The following is a 21,547-nucleotide window of genomic DNA, read 5'->3' as shown; positions in this document are numbered from 1 at the left end:
TCTATCGCATAGATATGAGCAGCACAATTAAACATCGTCGCGTTCGTGTTCTTCTGCCTCTCTCGATTGGAGATGTCTACGACTACCGCGCGCCCACCTCTCTTGACGTTGAAATCGGGCATTTTGTGACTGTTCCTCTAGGCAGGAGAGAAGTAACAGGCGTGGTCTGGGAAGAGGCGGCCAATTCTGATCTCGCCGAGGACCGGATGAAGGATATAATAGGCGTTCTGCCTTGTGAAAAACTGCCACCGGAAAGCCTGAAGTTTATCGACTGGGTTGCGCAATATACCATGCAGCGGCGCGGTAAAGTACTCCGTATGGCGATGAGTGTGCCCGATGGCCTTTATCCGAAAGCACCGCGCATCGGGTATCGGTTTACTGGCGAGATGCCAGAAAAACTTACGGCCGCGCGACAGCGGGTTCTTGATGTGGTATCTGAGGGCGGAGCGCAAACGGCGACAGATTTGGCGGCAATCGCTGGGGTGAGCACATCTGTTATCAAAGGACTTGCCGACAAGGGGACTTTGGAAACTGTTGATCTACCGGCGGAGAGCCCGCTTCAGTCAGCAAACTGGCAACATGCCGCCTTCGATCTGTCTCCGGATCAATTGACAGCAGCGAAAGCACTTACTGCAAATGTTTCGGATGACAACTTTCATGTTGCCCTTCTGGAAGGTGTGACTGGATCTGGCAAGACAGAGGTCTATTTTGAGGCCATTGCCACCTGTCTGAAGGAAGGCCGACAGGCGTTGGTCCTGCTTCCGGAGATTGCGCTGACGGCACAATGGCTTTCCCGATTCGAAGATCGCTTTGGATCCAAACCAGTGGAGTGGCATTCAGATCTGAGCCAGTCGATGCGACGGCGCAACTGGCGCGCGGTAATCGATGGGCGAGCTGATATTGTCGTTGGCGCGAGATCGGCGCTATTTCTGCCTTTTGCAAAGCTTGGTCTCATCATAGTGGATGAGGAGCATGAATCCTCCTTCAAGCAGGATGAAGGCGTTCCTTATAATGCACGGGATATGGCGGTGGTGCGTGGCAAAATAGGAAGCTGCCCTGTTGTCTTGGCGTCGGCGACGCCGTCGCTAGAAAGTCTGATAAATGCTCGTTCCGGAAAATATGAGCATCTCCTGCTGCCCTCCCGTTACGGCGGAGCGACGCTTCCGGACGTAAATATAGTAGATCTCAAGCAGCATAAGTTGGGATCACAGCGCTGGATATCAGATCCGCTCCGCGTGGCGATGGAAGAAACACTTACTAAGGGGCAACAGGTGATGTTGTTCCTGAACCGGCGCGGCTATGCGCCCCTTACCCTTTGCGATACATGTGGTCATCGGCTCCAATGTCCGCATTGCAGCGCGTGGCTGGTAGAGCATCGCCTGATGAAGCGTTTGCAATGCCATCACTGTGGCTTTACAACCGCGCTTCCGAAAAACTGTAGTGAATGTGGCGCTGAGGAAAGTTTCAAGGCCTGCGGTCCTGGTATTGAGCGACTGGTTGAAGAGGCGGAGGCCCTGTTTCCGGATCGGCGGATCGCTATGATGGCGAGTGATACAATTTCAAGCCCGCGTGCGGCGGCGGAATTTGTCGCGGCGATGGATCGCGGGGAGATTGAAATCCTGATCGGGACTCAAATCGTTGCGAAGGGGTATCATTTCCCAAACCTGACATTGGTCGGAATTGTCGATGCGGATTTGGGACTTGCGGGTGGCGACCTCCGCGCAGCGGAGCGAACTTATCAGCTGTTGTCTCAGGTTACCGGGCGCGCCGGGCGCGAATCCATTACCGGTAAAGTGTATTTACAGTCCTATCTACCGGAGCATCCGGTTATCGAGGCGATCGCCAAACAGGAAAGCGAGGCATTTTTCAAGCTTGAGGCTGAAGGACGGAAAAGTGCCGGGATGCCACCGTATGGTCGCTTGGCGGCACTGATTTTGTCTGGTCCTAATGCCGAATCAGTCGCTAATTTTGCGTCCGATCTTGCAAGACAGGCTCCTATGGGTGAGAAAATTAGGGTGCTGGGGCCTGCGCCTGCGCCTCTGTCCATGATCCGGGGGCGGCATCGCTACCGATTTTTGGTGAAATGCACAAAAGATATTCAAATTCAGTCTGTCCTTGGAAAATGGCTGCAAGGGCGCAAAGTTCCGAATAATATCCGGCTGCAGATTGATATAGACCCGTATAATTTCATGTAAAAATGGGATTTATCGGGTAGTCGGGTCGCAAAATAGAAAATTTGGTGAATAAACTGGTGTGCAGCATATTGCCACCCGGAATTCCCTGTGCTAATAACCCCGTGCCTTGACGTTGGGGACCTGAAAGGGTGTCTATTCGGGAGGGGGATTTCAATTTTGTCGGACGTAATTCACGTCTTTTTTCAGTCCTGGGGATCGTTTCTTGTCAGCTGAGAACATAACAGTTTCCGGTATCGCGGGTCGTTATGCAACGGCTCTGTTTGATTTGGCTGTTTCGGCCAAAGAACTTGATGCCGTCGCCGGTGATCTGGCGACACTTAATTCAATGATGGATGAGAATAAAGATCTCGCCCGTCTTGTTAAAAGCCCGATTATCAGCCGCGCTGATCAGGCCCGTGCGATGGGCGCCGTCCTTGAAAAGCTGGATGTTGGCGATCTGGTCCGCCGGTTCATCGGAACCGTTGCGCAGAACCGTCGGCTTTTTGCGCTACCTGGCATGATCGGGGCTTATAATCAATTGCTTGCAGCTGAGCGTGGTGAGGTTGTTGCCCGTGTCAGTTCTGCCAAGAAACTCAGTGAAAGTCAGCTAAACGCTGTGTCATCGGCCCTTAAATCTGCCATCGGCAGTGATGTTAGTCTCGAATCGGATGTCGATGAGAGCCTGATTGGGGGCCTGGTAATAAAGGTTGGTTCACGAATGGTCGATAACTCGATCCGGACTAAACTTCAGAATCTTAAGTTTGCGATGAAAGGGGTTGGGTGATGGACATCCGCGCCGCAGAAATTTCCGAAATTCTTAAACAACAGATTGCGGGTTTTGACACGCAAGCTGAAGTCTCAGAAGTTGGCCAGGTGCTTTCCGTCGGTGACGGTGTGGCACGCGTATATGGTCTGGACAATATTCAGGCCGGTGAAATGGTCGAATTTCCAGGTGGTATTAAGGGGCTGGCCCTGAACCTTGAAACCGATAACGTCGGTGTCGTGATTTTCGGTTCTGACCGGGACATCCGCGAAGGCGACACGGTGAAGCGGACGGGCGCGATTGTTGAAACCGGCGTTGGCAAAGGGTTGCTGGGTCGGGTTGTTGATGGTCTTGGTAACCCCATCGATGGCAAGGGTCCGATCGACGCCACTGAAACCCGCCGGGTTGACGTTAAGGCACCGGGCATCATGCCACGTAAATCTGTGCATGAGCCGATGATGACAGGCCTTAAGGCTATTGACAGTCTCGTGCCGGTTGGACGTGGGCAGCGTGAGCTGATCATTGGTGACCGCCAGACGGGTAAGACGGCTGTTGCCGTTGACGCCATCCTCAATCAGAAATCGGTAAATGCCGGAGACGATGAAGGCAAGAAGCTCTATTGCGTTTATGTCGTGATTGGGCAGAAGCGCTCTACTGTTGCGCAAGTTGTGAAAACACTTGAAGAAAACGGGGCGCTTGAATATTCCATCGTTGTTGCGGCTACGGCTTCCGATCCGGCGCCGTTGCAGTATCTCGCGCCTTTCACAGGCTGCGCGATGGCTGAATATTTCCGCGATAACGGTATGCACTCACTGATCATCTATGATGATTTGTCGAAGCAGGCTGTTGCGTATCGTCAAATGTCCTTGTTGCTTCGCCGTCCGCCAGGACGTGAAGCTTATCCGGGGGATGTTTTCTATCTTCATTCTCGCCTGCTGGAACGCTCGGCGAAGCTGAACGAAGACAATGGCTCCGGTTCCATGACAGCTTTGCCTGTTATTGAAACTCAGGCAGGTGACGTGTCAGCCTATATCCCGACTAACGTGATCTCCATTACCGACGGTCAGATCTTCCTGGAAACGGAGCTGTTCTATCAAGGTATTCGCCCGGCCATTAACGTTGGTCTGTCGGTCTCTCGTGTGGGTTCATCTGCACAGACGAAAGCCATGAAGCAGGTCTCCGGGTCTATCAAGTTGGAACTCGCGCAGTATCGTGAAATGGCGGCTTTCGCGCAGTTCGGTTCTGATCTTGACGCCGCGACACAGCGCTTGTTGGCGCGCGGTGCACGCCTGACTGAGTTGTTGAAGCAGCCGCAGTACAGCCCGCTGACTATGGAAGAGCAGGTCGTCGTGATCTTCGCCGGTGTGCGGGGTTATCTTGACGGTATCGCAGTTGGTCAGATTGGAGACTTTGAAAAGCAGCTTCTCTCTGAAATGCACGCCAAACATCAGGATCTTCTGGATACCATCCTGAAAGAAAGCGCGCTGTCCAGTGAAAGCGAAGCGAAGTTGAATGACATTCTTGACGGCTTCTCGAAGACGTTTGCGTAAAAGTTGAGCTTAGGAAAGGGATAGCCGTAACATGGCGAACCTTAAGGAACTCAAAAATCGGATCGGTAGCGTTAAATCGACGCAAAAGATCACTAAAGCCATGAAAATGGTGGCGGCGGCGAAACTCCGTCATGCGGAAGAAGCCGCGAATGCTGCACGTCCCTATGCTGAGCGTATGGACAGCATGATGGCGTCACTCGCGAGTGGAATGGCTGGTCGTGATGATGCGCCGAAGCTTTTGTCTGGAACGGGTAGTGATCAGCGGCACCTGATCATTGCGGCAACCGGTGAACGTGGCCTTTGCGGTGGTTTCAATAACTCGATCGCCAAAGCAGTTTCGCAGCGGGTCGACAAGCTTATCGCGTCGGGCAAGGAAGTCAAAATCCTCTGTGTCGGTAAGAAGGGGCGTGATGCCCTCAAGCGGAAGTATGGTCATCTGATCATTGATCTGGTCGATCTTTCCGGTTCCAAGCGGATCGGGTTCAGCGACGCTTTGCCGATTGCTCATCGTGTGCTGGGAATGTTCGATGCTGGTGAATTTGATGTCTGCACGATTTTTTATGCGAAGTTTGTTTCGGTCATGACACAGGAGGTTCAGGGGCAGCAGATCATTCCTGCACCTGTAACTGAAAATGCTACGACAGAGACAAGTGATGTTGTTTACGAATATGAGCCGGATGAGGAAGAAATTCTCGCAGAATTGCTGCCTCGGAATCTGTCTGTGCAGATTTTCCGGGCGCTTCTCGAAAACTCCGCCTCTGAACAAGGCGCGCGTATGTCGGCAATGGAAAATGCAACACGAAATGCTGGGGAAATGATCGATAAATTGACCCTGCAATATAACCGTGAACGTCAGGCTGCGATCACGAGCGAACTAATTGAAATTATATCCGGTGCGGAAGCTCTGTAGCTTCTCAATCGATTGTTAAGAACTGAAGTGACCCTGTAGGGAGCATGAAAATGGCAAAGAATGTCGGCAAAATTACCCAGGTATTGGGCGCCGTCGTAGACGTACAATTTGAGGGAGAACTGCCCTATATCTTGAACGCTCTGCATTGTGAAAATAATGGCCAACGGCTGGTGCTGGAAGTAGCGCAGCATCTTGGCGAAAATACTGTCCGTACGATCGCCATGGACGCGACCGAAGGTTTGGTTCGTGGTCAGGAAGTGACAGATACGGGTGATGCCATCCGCATGCCTGTCGGGCCGGAAACGCTGGGCCGCATCATGAATGTTGTGGGTGAAGCTGTGGATGAGCGCGGGCCGGTTAAAACCGATAAATCAGCGCCGATTCATGCACCTGCTCCTGACTTTGCTGATCAGTCAACGGAATCGGAAATCCTAGTGACCGGGATTAAGGTCGTTGACCTTCTCGCACCATACGCAAAGGGCGGTAAGATTGGCCTCTTCGGTGGCGCGGGTGTTGGTAAGACGGTTCTGATTATGGAACTGATCAACAACGTTGCCATGGGCCATGGTGGATATTCGGTGTTTGCTGGTGTGGGTGAGCGTACCCGTGAAGGTAATGACCTCTACTATGAAATGATTGAAGGCGGCATTATTGACCTTGAAGGCGACAAATCGAAAGTGGCGCTTGTTTATGGTCAGATGAACGAACCTCCTGGAGCGCGTATGCGTGTTGCTCTGTCAGGTCTGACACAAGCGGAATATTTCCGTGATGTTGAAGGTCAAGACGTTTTGTTCTTTATCGATAACATTTTCCGCTTTACGCAGGCAGGTTCTGAAGTGTCAGCTCTGCTGGGTCGTATCCCGTCTGCTGTGGGTTATCAGCCGACGCTTGCAACCGACATGGGTGCACTGCAGGAACGGATTACGTCCACAAACAAAGGATCAATCACTTCGGTGCAGGCCATTTATGTTCCGGCCGACGATTTGACTGACCCGGCGCCTGCTACCTCTTTTGCCCATCTGGACGCGACAACCGTTCTTTCTCGTCAGATTGCAGAACTTGGTATTTATCCGGCTGTTGATCCGCTCGATTCAACTTCCCGCATGCTTGATCCGGCTGTTGTTGGTGACCGGCATTATGCGATTGCGCGTGAAGTTCAGGAAACACTGCAAACATATAAGTCGCTGCAGGATATTATCGCAATTCTGGGCATGGATGAGTTGTCGGAAGAAGATAAGCTAATCGTTGCCCGCGCCCGTAAGATCCAGCGTTTCCTCAGCCAGCCTTTCCATGTGGCTGAAGTGTTTACCGGTTCACCCGGTAAATTCGTGAAGCTTGAAGAAACACTCGACGCATTCGAAAAAATCGTTGCTGGTGAGTATGACGAGCTTCCAGAGGCTGCCTTTTACATGTGCGGTGGTATCGAAGAAGTGCTTGAGAAGGCGAAGAAAATGGCAGCGGAAGCTGCTTAATCATCGCCGCCTGAAGGAGTATTGAGATGGCTGACATGATCACCATGGATTTGGTGTCTCCCGAAAAGCTTTTGCTTTCGGATGAGTTTGAAATGGTTGTGCTGCCAGGCGCCGAAGGAGATTTCGGCGTTTTGGCGGGTCATTCACCGATTACGTCATCGCTGCGGCCCGGTGTAATCAGCATCTATGAAGGCGATAAGGAAAAAGAGCGCATTTTCGTTAATGGCGGATTTGCTGAAGTTTCCAATGATAAATTGACCGTTCTCGCAGAAGAGGCCGTTTACGTTGCCGATCTTGACCAAGCTAATCTGGAACAGCGCATCCAGAATGCTCGCGAGGATGAAGAAGATGCGAAGGATGATGAAACTCGTCGCCGCGCCGCGGAAAACCGGGACCACTTGCAGCAACTGCTGGATGCGATGAATTAAGCAAATATTGTCATAGTTAATATAAAAGGGGCCTATTCGGGCCTCTTTTTTTATTGCCTGACTTTATTTTCGGGCGGCATTTCAAGAGTTAGCAGTCGCTGAGCCGGTTGCGGAGAGTCGCCAGAAAAAGTTGAGAGTAGCTGCCTATCATGACGGAGGTTTTGTAGTTTAATGCCGCATCGGGAACTTGGGAAAAGGGCAATTGTTATTGGTAGCGGCTTTGCCGGATTGTTGTCTGGCCGCGTTTTGGCGGACTATTTTACAGAAGTCACGATAATTGAAAGGGACGCCGAGCCAAAAGAGCCGGGTCCGCGCAAAGGGGTTCCTCAAGGCCATCATATTCACGTCCTGCTGAAGGCCGGAGAGAAGGCGCTGTCGGATCTGGTTCCGGGAATAGTGGATGACCTGCTTCAAAAAGGGGCGACGAATGCTGTTCTTGGCAAGGACGTTCGTTGGCATCTGGCAGGTAATTGGTTGCCCCCCTTTAAAAATGGAATGACCACTTTCTTTCAGTCTCGACCGATGTTGGAGCATGTATTGCGCTCCCAGGTTTCACGTATTGACAACATCAACATTCAGTATGGACGGCGCAGTCTGCATTACGGGCTCGACCCAACTGGAAAGAAAGTTGAATCTGTAACAGTTCAGGATATTGCAACTGGCGAGGAGAGCGAGCAAAAAGCGGATCTAGTACTTGATGCCTCAGGCGCGGGAACGGATTTGTTGAAACAACTTTCTGCCTTTAACTTTCCAATCCCGAGGGAGAGTGTCGTCGAGCCTGATTTTGCCTATTCGAGCGGTTTCTTTGAAATACCCGAGAATTGGCAAGATAAATGGAAGAGTATTCTCATATACCCAAAAGCCCCGGAGGGAACCCGTGGTGGGGCATTTGTGCCCGTTGAGGGTGGCAAATGGATGGTGACGGCTGCGGGTTACTGCGGCGATTATCCGCCAACGGAAATCGATGGTTTCCTAGGATTCTTGAAATCATTACCGGAACCGGATGTGTTCAATGCCGTATCCCAAGCGAGCCTTATTGGTGACCTGCATTCATTCAAGTTCAAGAAAGCTGTGCGCCGGCACTTCGAAGAATTAAAACATTTCCCAAAGGGTCTGCTCGTGATGGGGGACGCAGTATGCCGGGCCAACCCTTTCTTTGGTCAGGGAATTACGGTTGCGGCGCTGGAGGCGCAGGCTCTTCAGAAACTTTTGGAACAAAAGGTCTCTAAAGGCGATCCGTATATAGATAACCTGGCGGGCGGCTTTTTTAAGGAGATAGCCAAGGTACTCGACATTTCCTGGGGTATGGCAGTGGGTGAGGATTTCAAGTACCCAGCCACAAAGGGAAAACGACCGGGAAGTTTTGCGATTACCCGCTGGTTTAAAGATAAAATTATGTCTGCGAATGACCCGGATGTCGCAAATCAGTTCTACAAGGTTATGCATTTTGTTGACAAGCCGATCAAGTTGGCTAAGCCGAACATACTGTATCGGGCATTCATCAAACGCTAGGAAATCCGGGGTATATTGTATATTTTAAATTGCTAAAATATGAGCAAAAGTAGGCCGTTTAACGCCTCATTAACCTTTATATTCTATGTTTTTAAAGTGGAAAAGAGTATTGGGTGAAAGAAAAATTACCCATAAAAACAGGTTAGAAAATATACATGATGTCCTTCGGACGAATTGCTAAGCATTTTGGCGACGGCAAATTCAAAATTGATATATTTTCTCTTCACTTTAAAGAAAAGGAAGTGGAGAAGCTCCATAATGCGCTAGAGCTAGAAAAAGCTTTGCCTGTGATGCGTTTATCTTTAGCCGGCGCTGTTCTTATCTATGTAACTTTTGCATTACTGGACGCTTACGCAATTCCCGAGGTGCTTTATGAGGCCTGGGCAATTCGGTTTTTGATCATCTGCCCGATATTCATTCTTGCCGCTGTTGCAACATTCTGGGCGCCAACAAAACCTTATGCCCAGCCAATCTCTGCTGTCTGTGTTCTAGCAAGCGGGTCAGGCGTTATAGCTATGATCGCGATTGCAGATCCGATTGGCGGCTCCATCTATTTCGCGGGCCTAGTACCGGTTTTCATATATACCTGCTGCGTGCCACCTGTTCGGTTCCTTTATGCGACGGCCGTAATAATTATTTTGTTGTTTCTGTATTTTACAGTGACATTATTCATCAATCCTGTGCCGTTTCTGGAATTATTCGAAAATGGCTTTTTCCTTGTTTGTGCCGCCGCGATGAGTGTTTTCGCAAGTTACATTCAGGAGCTTGCACGGCGAAAAGATTTCATCAATATGCAGATGCTCGATAAAGAGCGGGTGAAGAGTGATGTTCTGGCGGAAAAAGCACAGGCCGCCAATCATTCGAAATCTGAGTTTCTGGCTATTATGTCTCATGAACTTCGGACACCGCTCAATGCAATTATCGGCTTTTCCGAAATTCTCGAAAAAGAGATGTTTGGTCCGCTTGGCAAGGATCAATATAAGGAATACTCCAAGGACATTAATGTCAGTGGTCAGCATCTTTTAAGCATAATCAACGATATTCTCGATCTTTCGAAAGCAGAAGCTGGCAAGCTGATCTTGCAAGAGGAAGAAGTATCCATCGTTGATGTCGTCAATTCTACGCTTCGGATTATTCGCGATCACGCGGCGGAACGCGGCGTGCGTCTTGCTTTCGATGTACCGGTGCATGGCTATCAGATGGTTGGTGATCCACGCTTGCTGGCGCAGGTGTTTCTCAATCTCTTTTCCAACGCTGTGAAGTTTACTCACAAAGGCGGTTCCGTGGCGATCAGCTTTGAGGAAAAGGCATCAGGTAATCTTGCTATCCGGATAAAGGATACCGGTATTGGTATTGATCCGGAGAATATTGAAAAAGTCTTTGCACCGTTCGTGCAGATTGAAAGTTCAATGGCGCGGAATTATGAGGGAACAGGCCTCGGATTACCACTAACCAAGAACATTATGGAACTGCATAACGGCACCATCTCACTGGATAGCGAACTCGGAGAAGGTACCGTCGCCATCGTTGAATTCCCGAAAGAAAGATTGATCTATCAGCATTCGGGTGGTGAAAACAAAAAGCTAATGGCGCAGGTCTAATAATTGGCCGGCGACAGTGCAGCCTTTGTTTTCAACAGCAAAGGTTTTACAGCGGTTTGGTAACGATCAATAAATGGCAGTGACCTGTTGAATCAACTGAAATTTCCCGTGTCGCATTACCATCGAGATTACGTGCAAGGTCTAGCATTTCGTCTTCTGTCCGATGCACCAATGTCCAGTCAACAGCATATTCGACCTGCCACTCCAGACTTGTGTCTGAAGTCCTCATGCAGCCAATCATCAGCGTTCCGCCGGGGACAAGATTAGCGTAAAGGTCGTCGACCATTCTTGTCGCCCTTTTCTTGCCAAGGTAATCGGCAAGACCAACCGCATAGATCATATCCTGCTTTTCCAGCTTTCTGAACAGCTTGCCAGTAGCGAGGAACTCAAGGAACGTCGCGTGCAAGCATTTGACGGAAGCTTTTCCTTCCAGCCTGGCAACTTGCGGGTATGTACTGTTATAGGCATATGAAAGGGCATCATGGTCCTGATCGATCAGGGTAAATTCCATGTTCAACGGTGGAGTCATTGATTTAAGGAAATTTGCGACTTCCTGCGCCGGTCCGCACCCAAGACTGGCCACTCTGAAGGTTTTCTGGCCTCTTGCCGCCGCGCCGTTGCTCAATTTGGCGATGGCCTGCTTAGTCATGGTCATGCGCGTCGTGATAAATTCACCGGTGGAAGTGCCTAGCCTGTGGCAAAATTTTGCGTAGGCTGTATCTCCTTCCAGGGAGAGATTATAAGCGTAATTCATGACTTGATAATCTCCCGGATAGCCGAGAGGTTTCATATAAGCCCTGTTCCAGCTCGCGCCAGGTAATAATTCCGGCGTTAACACCAATTCGGTATATGTTTTGGTCGCTGCAATGGCCGCCTCATCATCGCCGAGATCTTTAGTGATCTGCAGGCATCTTTTGGAAATTTCTTCCCAGCGGGACAGCGCCTTTGTCTCGCAGGCAAGGATAATGTCCTTTATCCGTTCGTCACGCCGGGAATCTTCCGGGTTGAGATCTTTCTCGACTTTATCCAGTACCTTGTGAATGGAGCGGAGCATATAGACCGCGTCGCCGATTGCTTCCTTGTAACTTGCCGGCACTAGATGCGATTGATCGGCCAGTCCGATGGTAACGGCCTCTTGGAGAGCGAGGTCATCATGCTGATCCAGGATTTTCTGTATGTCGAGAAATCCCTTAGTAAGCTCAATGGCTACCTTATGTTGGCTCTCGTGTGGTTCGATGCGGCGGATTTTGCCGTTTCCGACAAAAATCTCCGTTGATCCTAGCTTCAGCTTGAGTGGAACATCCTTGTTCATCTCTTCAAGCCAAGAAAAATTCTGCGGACTGACAAAGCTTATTCCGCTCATGCTGATATCGAAAAGATCGAAAGCTTTATCGTCGACTTTAACAACAGGCGAAATGCTGCTCATCAGGGTCTTCGCGTTAAATCGTTCGGCGCGATAAAAAACGCGTCTCCCTTCGCCCCCGGTAAGCTCTTCATAATGTTTCATATTACGCTCACTAAACGATTACTAGACATTTTTTAAATAAGCTACTGGTAGTATATGTATTTTGCAACCAGTTAAACTCTGAATTAACGATACAAGTAAATAACGAACAGTATGTTTTCTACCTGATCAAAAAATTAACCATAATGGTTAACTATAAAAAATTAAATACAGTTAACAATTGGTTAATATTATAATCGTATCTTAAATGGAAAGACAACCAGATAACACGCGAATTCTTTGTTAAGAATATAAATACTATATCTGGGGAATTATCGGCATATATTTAGTTTATTGCCCACAATTTGTGGCTGATGGTTGCCGATTTCACGCCGAAAATCAGATGTATGGAGAAAATTTATGTAAAATTGTCTCATAAAGATCACGCTTGAACGGCACAATCAGGCTTGGGAGTTCTGAAAATTCTGCCCATTTCCATTCGGCGAATTCAGGGTGATGCGTTTCAATATTGATGTCATGATCCTCGCCTAGATAGCGGAACAGGAACCATTTTTGCTGCTGGCCGCGATATTTCCCCTTCCAGACTTTACCGATCAGGTTCTTCGGTAAGTCATATGTGAGCCACTCATCCAGACCATGGATAAGCTCGACATTCCGCGTGCCAATTTCTTCATCAAGTTCACGAAGGGCGGCCTGAAAAGGGTCTTCTCCCGGATCGATCCCGCCTTGCGGCATTTGCCAGTGTTCTGTGACCATATCGATCCGCCGGCCAACAAACACCTGTCCCTTTGGGTTTAATACCATCATGCCTGCACAAGGCCGGTAGGGTAGATTTTCTCGTGATGCAGTTTCAGTCATGACTATTCTTTACCTTTTATGATGGCTGACACTGGCGCAAGAACCAGCTCTTTTTGATCCAGCGTATCGGCCCACTCAGACAAATGCCGAAATGTTACGCTGTGAGGATAGGCAATTCCGATGGCTGACCCCGTTCTTTTGGCGATAGCTTCCAGCTCGGCAAGGCGCGCATCGATAACAGCGCCATCGGCTTTATGATCCAGAAAACGGTCATTGCTGGCAACAGGAATATCCAGTCCATCGGCGATTTTTGCGGCTACACTATTGCTGGCCGTCCGACTATCCAGATAGAAAACGTCCTTATTCTTAAGAATTGCCAAAACGGGTCGAATGCTGTCGGCAGTCGCCGTAAATTTTGACCCCATTTGGTTGGTTACACCAGCATATCCCGTAAACCGGTCGAGAGCCCAATCAAGGCGCGTGAGGTTCTCGTTTTCATCCAAATCGGTCCTCATAGCTTGCGGCCCCGGATCAATTCGCGGATAGCCCACAGGCTCCATCGGCAGTTGGAGGAGCACTTCATGGCCTGCTTTGCGTGCTTGATCGACCAGTTCTTGCAGGTTCTGGCCATATGGATTGAACCCCAGCGTCACAGCAGCAGGTAGCTGTTTAATCGCCTCTCTCGTGCGGGAGGAATTTACACCGACCTCGCTGACCACGATCGCGATACGGGGGCGATTATCCGCACTATCAAAAGCGGCTGCATTTGCCTGCCAGAGTGGGGTTATCACCTTAGCCGCGATTTCTTTTGGCTCTGTCTCGCTTGCTTCGGCTTGAGATGCGGAAAAAGTAGGGGGCGAGAAATTTTCCGGCGCTTCTTTCGATGCGTCGGTTTCATTTTTGACCGGCACATCTGCGGGCGTTAGCCTTTGCTCCGCAAATTCAGGCTTGGCAGATGGTGCGGTAAGTTCGGGTTGCAGGATACTCAAGGCCTCAGTCTCGACGAGTGCTTCTGAGGCGGCTTCGCCCGCCCTTTCCGGTAAATCCGGTGTTGCTTCCAATGTTATTTCATCGGGGGCCTCTTCATCTGCAGCAGGCTGATGCGGAGAAATACCTGTTGGCGATGGCGCTATCTCCTGTGTGTCAACAATCGCATCACCTTCCTCCTCTGTACCTGAGGGAGTTTCTTCTTGCTGTGTACTGGGGGCATCTGTCTCGGAAGGAGTGTATAAATCTTCGGCCAGTTCTTCCGGATCTGCCGCGCGTGCGGTAACTTGCGGGGAGGCGGATACTGGCGCGACAGGGTCAGGGGCAATGCTTGCTCGGGTTTCCGTTGGAATATTTGCAGGCTTATCTGAACTTTCGTTCTCTGGCTTAGGTTCATTCTCTAACTCCGGCAACTTGTCCGCTTTTGGAGCCAGGGTGTTTTTAGAAGGGGCCGACGATATCTCTGGTGTAGGAGGCCCATCCGGGAGGGGTGCCGTATCATCATTTGCCGCCTCTGACGGCGGCTGCGGCATAGCTTCAATCGGTGCATCAATTGCTGTGCTGGCTGTTATAACAGGGGCGATGTGCTTGTCGTTATGTTTGCCAAAAAAGCTCCAGCTACTGACGCCGATAACAGCAAGAATAACGGCCAGAGAAAGTATAAATAAAACCGACACCTTGTTTTTCGGTGTCGGTTTTGAAGTATCGTCTGATTTCAGCTTTACCACAGTAATCCGCCGGTGTTTTCAATCCTGCCGGCGCAAGCAATGTTGCCGGACCTTATCTAAATTCGCCGGGAGGATTAAGATATACAGCTGCTTATTTGGCATCCTTTTTGGCAAAAAGCCAGACACCTTTTAACAGATCTTTCGCACGAAGCAGTTGATAGTCGAGAATTTCCTCTTCTACCACGGCTTCCACTGTCCCATCTCCTGAGGAGTCTGCTTCATCACCATTTTCCAGATGATTTCGCAAATCAGCCTCCGACCGTCCGCTCGCAGTTTCCAGAACCTCGAGCTTCGCCTGTGCCACTTCGATGTCCGGAACAATACCCTTGGCCTGGATGGAATTTCCAGACGGCGTGTAATAGCGCGCCGTTGTCATCCGCATAGCCCCGTTCCCTTGCAATGGAACGATAGTCTGTACAGACCCTTTACCGAAACTTTTAGTGCCAAGGATAACCGCCCGACCATGATCCTGAAGGGCGCCGGCCACAATTTCAGAGGCACTAGCGGAGCCGCCGTTAATCAGGACAACAATCGGTTTTCCGTCGACGATGTCATCTGGTTTCGCATTATACCGTTGCGCGTCATCTGCCTCGCGGCCTCGGGTCGAGACAATCTCACCTTTTTCAAGGAAGTCATCCGACACTGAGATAGCCTGATCGAGCAGCCCACCCGGATTGTTCCGAAGATCAAGAATGAGGCCCTTGAAATCGCCGTCCGCTTCTTCTTTCAGGCGGCTAATCGTCTTACGCAAGCCATCATCTGTTTGTTCGGTGAAGCTGGAAATTCGAACATAGAGGATGTCGTCGTCCTCAAGCCGACCACGAACGGACTGCACGGTTATAATGGCACGGGTCAAGGTAATCTCAAGCGGTTCCTTCTCACCGGTGCGGCGGATGGTGAGTTTGAGATCTGTGTCGACCAACCCACGCATTTTCTCAACTGCTTCGGCAAGTGTGAGGCCGAGCACTGCCTCATCATCAAGATGCGTAATATAGTCGCCTGCAAGAACGCCTGCTTTGGCCGCGGGTGTATCGTCGATTGGCGCAACAACCTTGACCAAGCCGTTTTCCATGGTCACTTCAATGCCAAGTCCGCCGAACTTACCGCGGGTTTGTACTTTCATGCCGTCATAGTTTTTAGGATTGAGATAGCTTGAATGCGGATCGAGAGAGCTGAGCATGCCATTAATTGCGGCCTCAATCAGCTTTTCGTCATCGACCTCTTCAACATAGTCTTCGCGGATTTTTGCAAATACATCGCCAAACAGATTCAGTTGGCGGTAAGTTTCGGAACTGGCCTCAACGCGGTCATCAGGCGTCGCAATAATGGCGACCGACAATATGAGTACCGACGCGGCCAATACTCCTGTTACAAACTGTCTCATTATCCGCTAACCTTTCTATTCTCCGCCATTAACCAGGGGACAGGGTCAATGGGCGCACCGTTGTTTCTAAGCTCCATATAGAGCTTTGGGTTTTCTTTACTACTTTTTTTCATTTGCCCGACCGGTTCCCCGGCAAGCAATAATTGTCCGACTGTTCCGTCAATAGATCCCATGCCAGACAGCAGTGTATGGTATCCGTCACCATGGTCAATGATCAGCAATAATCCATAGTGCCGGAAAGGACCGGCAAAGGCAATCTGACCATCGAATGGAGAGATAACAGCCGCCTCGGGCCGGGTTTCGATAACAATTCCCTTTTTGTGACCCGCCGGGTCACTTTCATCATATTTAGTAACGATCCGGCCGCCAACCGGGAAAGGAAGGAGGCCCTTTGCCTCCGTGAAATGGCGTGCCGTTCCGATGCTTGCCAATTTTGGAGAAATCTTCGGTTGCGTGATTACTATACTGTCTTCGGATTTCTGCGCTTCTGCAATCGCTTTCGCAGCAATGGCTTTCTTCTCTTTTTCTTTCTCGGCAATTTCCCGCTGAAGTCGGGCTTGCTCGTCGGCTCTTTGTCTTACCTTGTCATCTTCCAGCCGCTGCATAAGTGCTTCTGTATCGCGTACGTCAGACGTTAGTTTTTGAAGCCTTTGCTGTTCGGTTACGCTGGCGACAGAGATTTTTTCCTGTGCGGCACGTTTCTCGGCGAGCAGTTGATCGAGTTTCCCCTGTTCGGCTATACGCTTTTCGCGCAGTGTGACAAATTCCTCTCTCTCGGTAGCATATTGCGCGCGAAGGCTTGCCAGGGCGTCAAGCTGACCAGAGAGTTGATCCGCTTCTCCTTTCAATTTTGGCAATATGGATTGTAACAGGGACGATGCACGCAAGCTATCTACCAGTCCGCTCGGATTCCCCATCAGTGTTCCTTCCGGCTGGCGGCTAAGATTAACAAGGGCCGAAAGCATGACGGCAAGGTCGCTATTTCTTCTGGAAAGATTTTGGAGCGTTTCATCCTCAACCTGCCGGATTTGATCAAGCCGTTCTTCCACGTCAACGAGATCTTGATCAAGCTGCGTAAGGTTGCGGCCAGCCGTAACCAGCCTTTGCTTGAGAACCTTGATTTCACCGCCAAGATTATCGAGCTGGCCGGAGAAATTTTCCTGACGGGCTTCCGCATCCACCAGTGCCTGTCGCAATTTCTCGAGATCGTTATCCTGAGACGCCGCCCAAGAGGCAACGGGCAGCAGGAATGACAACCCGAGAAACCCACAGGTGATACGCCACAAAATCCGGCGCAAACGAAAGGAACTGAACTCAGGACGCAACACGGTCTTTTTCCAGCTCCTCCCTCATATGTATGAGATTTGTACCGGTCATTTCCGAGGGGATATCCAAACCCATAAGATTCAGAACCGTCGGCGCAAGATCCGCCAGTGTTCCATCTTTGACGGATGCACGCTGCGGCCCAACGGCGAGCACGAAAGGTACAAGGTTTGTCGTATGCGACGTGTAAGGCGCCTGTGTTTTTGGATCGCGCATAACCTCTATATTACCGTGATCAGCGGTAATCATCATCGCCCCGCCTACGTCTTCGATGGTCTTGGCCAGTTTGCCGATACAATCGTCGATCACTTCCACTGCCTTGATCGCAGCCTCCATCACGCCTGTATGGCCAACCATATCGGGATTGGCGAAATTGACGACAATGAGGTCAAATTTTTCAGATTGAATGGCTTCTATGAGATTGTCACGGACTTCAAATGCCGACATTTCCGGCTTTAAGTCATAAGTTGCAACCTTCGGGCTCGGTACCAATAGGCGTTCTTCACCGTCGTAAACCTTCTCCTCCCCTCCATTCAGGAAGAATGTGACATGGGCGTATTTCTCGGTTTCCGCAATTCGAAGCTGCGTCTTACCCGCATTTGCTACCACTTCACCCAGCGTATGTTTGACCTCGACTGGTGGGAACAGAGCAGGGATAGAGTTTGAAAGCTCCGCCGAATACTCAACCATTCCCTTGATAGCCGCTAAACTCGGCCGCTTCTCCCGTTTAAATCCGCTAAAACCGTCATCAGTGATAGCAGTCAGAATTTCGCGTGCGCGATCGGCGCGGAAATTTGCCATGATGAAGGCATCTCCGTCCTGCAGACCTTCGTATCCATCTGCAATGTGCGGCTGGAAAAATTCATCTGTTTCTCCAGCATCATAAGCGCGCTTAAGCGCAGCGACAGGGTCAGTGAACTTCTCGCCGGATGCGGAAAAAATAGCGTTATAAGCCTTCTCAACACGATCCCAATTGGTGTCGCGGTCCATGGAAAAATAACGCCCGACGAGAGTGGCAATTCTAGCGTGATTGAGAGCGCCAAACTGTTTCACAATGTCTCTTGTGTAGTCAGCGCCGCTTGTCGGCGGCGTGTCGCGGCCATCCATGAAGCCGTGGAGGTAAACGCCAATGCCAGCGTCATCCATGATCTTTGCAAGCGCCACCACATGATCCTGATGTGAATGCACGCCGCCCGGGGACAGCAGTCCCGCAATATGACAGCGGCCGCCGGATATTTTCAGTTTGGCAATAACGTCCAGAAGTCCCGGGTTTTGTGACAGAGCGCCGGTTTCAATCTCGTGATTGATGCGGGGCAGGTCCTGAAGGATAATCCGACCACTCCCGATAGTCATATGCCCGACTTCGGAATTACCCATTTGGCCATCCGGCAGACCAACATCGGCGCCAGACGTGCCCAGCAAGCTATGCGGCTGGGTCGCTACCATGCGGTCCCAATTGGGTGTATTGCCTGCGGCAATCGCATTGTCGACGTCCGTTTCGCTATGGCCCCAGCCGTCAAGAATACAGAGCATAACGGGACGTGGGATAGTTGTAGAATTACTATGGCTTTTCATAGTCGCCTTTATAGTCCCGTTAAAATTAAGATTCCATTATAATCATGCGCGATGATACGGATGATTTGCCAAAATCGAGGAGGCCCGATAAAGCTGCTCCGCCAGCAGCCCCCGCACCATAAGATGTGGCCATGTCATGGTGCCAAGGGAGAGTAACTTGTCGGCTTTTGCCAGTGTTTCCTTGCTATGGCCATCCGCCCCACCGATCAGGAACGACACTGTTTGCACGCCATCATCGGCATATTGTCCAAGCATTCTGGCGAATTCGGGGCTGGTTATGCTTTTGCCCTTTTCATCAAGGGCGATAAGGGTTGAGCCGTTCGGTACGGCCCCCATTAGCAATGCCGCTTCGCGGGTTTTGCGTTTTTCCCCTTTAAGTGGCTTCTTTTCCTCAACTTCTTTCAAATCGAGGGGCCAAGGCAGGCGGCCTGCATATTCAGAATACATCGCCTGCAATGGACCGCCCCGAAACCTGCCGACACTGGCAATAACAAGGCGCATCCATTTATCCTTCAAGCGTATAAACCGAGCCCGAAAAGGCGCTAGTTGACCATTTCCATCGGTATGTCGGGTGCCCAGATTTTCTCCAGGTTATAGAAATCCCGAACTTCCGGTCTAAACAAATGAACGATGACATCACCAGCATCAACCAGTATCCAGTCACCGCCGGTTTGTCCCTCCATCCGGACTGAACCGAAACCTTCCTCCTTGATACGCTCTTTTAAATGATTAGCCATCGCCGCCACTTGACGGGTGGAGCGGCCATTGGCAATAACCATGTAATCAGCGAAGGAGGTTTTTCCGGCAAGGTCGATAGAGACGAGATCTTCCGCTTTGTCGTCGCTCAGTGTTTTTTCAACGAGATCGCGGAGTTTAGCAACTACAGCTTTGTTAGCTTTCATAATAGGGATCAATTATTCTCCAAAAAGTAATGATCATATTTCGTCCTTACACACCTAATTTGGGAATTTTTTGACTCAAGAGCAAGTATTTCCTGCAGTGTCATCATAATTTCTTATTTGCGTACTGCTAAGATTGATCACTGTTTCAGGGATGAACGCCCAGGCTGGCGGAGGCAAATCCGCCAGTTGGCGTCGGTAATCGCCGTGAAAAGAGTTCGGAACGCGCCTCTTTCGGTACATAGAAGCAACCTTTCCGTTCAACGCCTTGTATGTATGCCCAGGTCGGTTGAAAATTGCGACTGGAACCGTCTCCATTATCCGTTGCCACTGCTGCCACTCGGGAAGCTGAACCATGTTATCAGCGCCCATAAGCCAGACAAATTTATGTTGCGGATAAGTCACTTTCAGGGCGGCGATGGTGCGCGCGGTTCTTTGTTCGTTAATGCGGGCTTCAAAATCGGAAACATGGATTCTCGGATGGCGTGCCACTTTTTTTGCCGCCTTCAGCCGTTCCTCAAATTCCGCCATGCCTTTTGATGACTTTAACGGATTTTGCGGGGAGACGAGCCACCATATCTGATCGAGATTGAGAAGGCGAAGCGCCGCCAGGCTGATCTGCCGATGTCCTTCGTGTGCGGGATTGAACGATCCACCCAGCAATCCGATTTTTTGTGCCCTCATAAAACTGTCAGGGCCGGGTCTGGCCGGAGCCCTTGACGATATACTTAAAGCTGGTGAGCTGCTCGACGCCGACCGGGCCGCGCGCATGCATTTTCCCGGTGGATATCCCAATTTCTGCGCCCATGCCAAACTCTCCGCCATCGGCAAACTGTGTCGAGGCATTTTGCAGGACAATCGCACTATCGACTTTCCGCATAAACTCCGCTGCCGCGGACTCGTCTTCGGTGATGATGCAGTCCGTGTGATGGGAACCATATGTCTCGATATGCTGGATAGCGGCAGCTAGATCGTCGACAATACGAACAGAGAGGATCGGTTCCAGATACTCTGTTTGCCAGTCTTCTTCAGTTGCAGGAACGATGTTACTGTTCAATTTCTGAACTTCAGTATCGCCCCGCACTTCGCAGCCCGATGCAATGAGATCATTCAAGATAGCAGGAAGAAGGTCCTTGGCAACGCTACGATTAACAAGCAGAGTTTCAAGGGCGCCACACACGCTCACCCGCCGCATCTTAGAATTTAGGACTATGTCATGTGCCTTGGCGGGGTCTGCTTTTCCATCGATGTATATATGAACCAGTCCCTCAAGATGGGAGAAAACGGGAATACGGCTTTCTTTCTGCACCCGCTCAATCAGATTGCGGCCACCCCGCGGAACAATGACGTCTACAAAGTCGGACATTGTCAGCAGTTCGCCGACCGCCGCGCGATCAGTTGTCGGGATCATCTGGATCGCTTCCACGGGAAGCTCGGCAGCGGCCAGACCTTCCTGAAGGCAGGACCAGATAGCGCGGCTGGAATGATAACTTTCCGACCCTCCACGCAAGATACAGGCATTCCCGGATTTGAGGCAGAGGCTGCCTGCGTCTGCTGTAACATTGGGGCGGGATTCATAGATGATCCCGATGACACCCAAGGGCACGCGCACCCGTGAAATGTGCAAACCGTTGGGTCGATCCCATTCGGCAATGATATCACCAACGGGGTCAGTTAGTTCTGCAATGGCCTCTAGACCCGCGGCCATGGCCTCAATCCGTGCGTCATTAAGCTCCAGACGGTCGAGAAGCGCAGCAGAAATTCCTTTTCCGCTGGCGGCGGCCATGTCTTTTGCATTTGCGGTCATGATCTCGCTTTTTCGGGCACGTAGGGCGTTTGCCGCTTCACGAAGGGCCTTGTTCTTCGTCTCCGTTGGGGCAAGGGACAGCTCACTTGCGGCCTTTCGTGCGCCGCGACCCAACTCTTCCATCATGCGGGCGATGTCGCCGCTATTGCTGATTTGAGGCAGTGCTGTCAT

General features: G+C 50.6%; 18 protein-coding genes. 8 read left to right on the top strand and 10 right to left on the bottom strand.

Annotated elements, in window-relative coordinates:
* Positions 1 to 14 precede the first annotated feature (14 nt).
* From LKE13_RS02255 to LKE13_RS02220, 8 genes are all read left to right on the top strand, one after another.
* Positions 15 to 2,195, top strand: a complete 2,181-nt coding sequence (locus LKE13_RS02255) for a primosomal protein N' (protein WP_227948068.1) — start codon at positions 15 to 17, stop codon at positions 2,193 to 2,195.
* Positions 2,196 to 2,397: 202 nt separating this feature from the next.
* Positions 2,398 to 2,958 (top strand): F0F1 ATP synthase subunit delta, encoded by a 561-nt coding sequence (locus LKE13_RS02250; RefSeq protein WP_227948066.1) that lies wholly within the window; start codon positions 2,398 to 2,400, stop codon positions 2,956 to 2,958.
* Entirely contained in the window at positions 2,958 to 4,487 is a 1,530-nt protein-coding gene (atpA, locus tag LKE13_RS02245) for a F0F1 ATP synthase subunit alpha (protein WP_227948065.1), read from the top strand. Before LKE13_RS02250 ends, atpA begins: the two co-directional genes overlap by 1 nt.
* A gap of 31 nt (positions 4,488 to 4,518) precedes the next feature.
* Positions 4,519 to 5,397 carry a F0F1 ATP synthase subunit gamma gene (locus tag LKE13_RS02240; protein WP_227948064.1) on the top strand — a complete coding sequence of 293 codons (879 nt, stop codon included), beginning with the start codon at positions 4,519 to 4,521 and terminating at the stop codon, positions 5,395 to 5,397.
* Positions 5,398 to 5,447: 50 nt separating this feature from the next.
* Positions 5,448 to 6,869: a F0F1 ATP synthase subunit beta gene (atpD, locus tag LKE13_RS02235; RefSeq protein WP_227948063.1), complete on the top strand. Its 1,422-nt coding sequence runs from the start codon at positions 5,448 to 5,450 to the stop codon at positions 6,867 to 6,869.
* A 26-nt stretch (positions 6,870 to 6,895) separates the two neighbouring features.
* Positions 6,896 to 7,297: a F0F1 ATP synthase subunit epsilon gene (locus LKE13_RS02230; RefSeq protein ID WP_227948062.1), complete on the top strand. Its 402-nt coding sequence runs from the start codon at positions 6,896 to 6,898 to the stop codon at positions 7,295 to 7,297.
* A gap of 171 nt (positions 7,298 to 7,468) precedes the next feature.
* The gene (locus LKE13_RS02225; RefSeq protein ID WP_227948061.1) at positions 7,469 to 8,809 is read left to right on the top strand and encodes an FAD-dependent oxidoreductase; all 1,341 of its coding nucleotides are present in this window, start codon (positions 7,469 to 7,471) and stop codon (positions 8,807 to 8,809) included.
* A gap of 155 nt (positions 8,810 to 8,964) precedes the next feature.
* Positions 8,965 to 10,410 (top strand): sensor histidine kinase, encoded by a 1,446-nt coding sequence (locus LKE13_RS02220; protein ID WP_227948060.1) that lies wholly within the window; start codon positions 8,965 to 8,967, stop codon positions 10,408 to 10,410.
* A 46-nt stretch (positions 10,411 to 10,456) separates the two neighbouring features.
* Here the strand turns inward: LKE13_RS02220 and LKE13_RS02215 are convergent, their stop codons facing one another.
* From LKE13_RS02215 to LKE13_RS02170, 10 genes are all read right to left on the bottom strand, one after another.
* On the bottom strand, positions 10,457 to 11,917 hold the full coding sequence (locus LKE13_RS02215) for a PilZ domain-containing protein (RefSeq protein WP_227948059.1): 1,461 nt from the start codon (positions 11,915 to 11,917) through the stop codon (positions 10,457 to 10,459).
* Positions 11,918 to 12,253: 336 nt separating this feature from the next.
* A complete protein-coding gene (locus LKE13_RS02210) occupies positions 12,254 to 12,733 on the bottom strand; it encodes an RNA pyrophosphohydrolase (protein WP_227948058.1) in 480 nt (159 codons plus the stop codon).
* Positions 12,734 to 12,735: 2 nt separating this feature from the next.
* Complete coding sequence (locus LKE13_RS02205) at positions 12,736 to 14,388, bottom strand: divergent polysaccharide deacetylase family protein (protein WP_227948057.1); 1,653 nt, start codon at positions 14,386 to 14,388, stop codon at positions 12,736 to 12,738.
* Positions 14,389 to 14,479: 91 nt separating this feature from the next.
* Positions 14,480 to 15,772, bottom strand: a complete 1,293-nt coding sequence (locus LKE13_RS02200) for a S41 family peptidase (RefSeq protein ID WP_227948056.1) — start codon at positions 15,770 to 15,772, stop codon at positions 14,480 to 14,482.
* Positions 15,772 to 17,100, bottom strand: a complete 1,329-nt coding sequence (locus LKE13_RS02195) for a murein hydrolase activator EnvC family protein (protein WP_227948055.1) — start codon at positions 17,098 to 17,100, stop codon at positions 15,772 to 15,774. The genes LKE13_RS02200 and LKE13_RS02195 overlap by 1 nt, the downstream gene beginning before the upstream one ends.
* The gene (gene gpmI, locus LKE13_RS02190; protein WP_227948054.1) at positions 17,087 to 18,670 is read right to left on the bottom strand and encodes a 2,3-bisphosphoglycerate-independent phosphoglycerate mutase; all 1,584 of its coding nucleotides are present in this window, start codon (positions 18,668 to 18,670) and stop codon (positions 17,087 to 17,089) included. The genes LKE13_RS02195 and gpmI overlap by 14 nt, the downstream gene beginning before the upstream one ends.
* A 42-nt stretch (positions 18,671 to 18,712) precedes the next feature.
* Positions 18,713 to 19,171, bottom strand: a complete 459-nt coding sequence (rlmH, locus tag LKE13_RS02185; protein ID WP_227948053.1) for a 23S rRNA (pseudouridine(1915)-N(3))-methyltransferase RlmH — start codon at positions 19,169 to 19,171, stop codon at positions 18,713 to 18,715.
* Positions 19,172 to 19,212: 41 nt separating this feature from the next.
* A complete protein-coding gene (gene rsfS, locus LKE13_RS02180) occupies positions 19,213 to 19,572 on the bottom strand; it encodes a ribosome silencing factor (protein ID WP_227948052.1) in 360 nt (119 codons plus the stop codon).
* A 75-nt stretch (positions 19,573 to 19,647) separates the two neighbouring features.
* Positions 19,648 to 20,253, bottom strand: coding sequence for a nicotinate-nucleotide adenylyltransferase (locus tag LKE13_RS02175; protein ID WP_227948051.1), 606 nt, complete (start codon positions 20,251 to 20,253; stop codon positions 19,648 to 19,650).
* A gap of 7 nt (positions 20,254 to 20,260) precedes the next feature.
* Positions 20,261 to 21,547, bottom strand: a complete 1,287-nt coding sequence (locus tag LKE13_RS02170) for a glutamate-5-semialdehyde dehydrogenase (RefSeq protein WP_227948050.1) — start codon at positions 21,545 to 21,547, stop codon at positions 20,261 to 20,263.

It is taken from the genome of Sneathiella sp. HT1-7, assembly GCF_020731145.1.
Lineage (GTDB): Bacteria > Pseudomonadota > Alphaproteobacteria > Sneathiellales > Sneathiellaceae > Sneathiella.
This window is presented reverse-complemented; position numbering and strand designations above follow the sequence as displayed.

What these genes read in the sequence shown, in the direction of transcription:
- LKE13_RS02255 (WP_227948068.1), top strand. Translation starts at nt 15, where the DNA reads ATGAGCAGCACAATTAAACATCGTCGCGTTCGTGTTCTTCTGCCTCTC.
- atpA (WP_227948065.1), top strand. Translation starts at nt 2,958, where the DNA reads ATGGACATCCGCGCCGCAGAAATTTCCGAAATTCTTAAACAACAGATT.
- LKE13_RS02240 (WP_227948064.1), top strand. Translation starts at nt 4,519, where the DNA reads ATGGCGAACCTTAAGGAACTCAAAAATCGGATCGGTAGCGTTAAATCG.
- atpD (WP_227948063.1), top strand. Translation starts at nt 5,448, where the DNA reads ATGGCAAAGAATGTCGGCAAAATTACCCAGGTATTGGGCGCCGTCGTA.
- LKE13_RS02230 (WP_227948062.1), top strand. Translation starts at nt 6,896, where the DNA reads ATGGCTGACATGATCACCATGGATTTGGTGTCTCCCGAAAAGCTTTTG.
- LKE13_RS02225 (WP_227948061.1), top strand. Translation starts at nt 7,469, where the DNA reads ATGCCGCATCGGGAACTTGGGAAAAGGGCAATTGTTATTGGTAGCGGC.
- LKE13_RS02220 (WP_227948060.1), top strand. Translation starts at nt 8,965, where the DNA reads ATGATGTCCTTCGGACGAATTGCTAAGCATTTTGGCGACGGCAAATTC.
- LKE13_RS02215 (WP_227948059.1), bottom strand. Translation starts at nt 11,917, where the DNA reads ATGAAACATTATGAAGAGCTTACCGGGGGCGAAGGGAGACGCGTTTTT.
- LKE13_RS02210 (WP_227948058.1), bottom strand. Translation starts at nt 12,733, where the DNA reads ATGACTGAAACTGCATCACGAGAAAATCTACCCTACCGGCCTTGTGCA.
- LKE13_RS02200 (WP_227948056.1), bottom strand. Translation starts at nt 15,772, where the DNA reads ATGAGACAGTTTGTAACAGGAGTATTGGCCGCGTCGGTACTCATATTG.
- gpmI (WP_227948054.1), bottom strand. Translation starts at nt 18,670, where the DNA reads ATGAAAAGCCATAGTAATTCTACAACTATCCCACGTCCCGTTATGCTC.
- rlmH (WP_227948053.1), bottom strand. Translation starts at nt 19,171, where the DNA reads ATGCGCCTTGTTATTGCCAGTGTCGGCAGGTTTCGGGGCGGTCCATTG.
- rsfS (WP_227948052.1), bottom strand. Translation starts at nt 19,572, where the DNA reads ATGAAAGCTAACAAAGCTGTAGTTGCTAAACTCCGCGATCTCGTTGAA.
- LKE13_RS02175 (WP_227948051.1), bottom strand. Translation starts at nt 20,253, where the DNA reads ATGAGGGCACAAAAAATCGGATTGCTGGGTGGATCGTTCAATCCCGCA.
- LKE13_RS02170 (WP_227948050.1), bottom strand. Translation starts at nt 21,547, where the DNA reads ATGACAGCACTGCCTCAAATCAGCAATAGCGGCGACATCGCCCGCATG.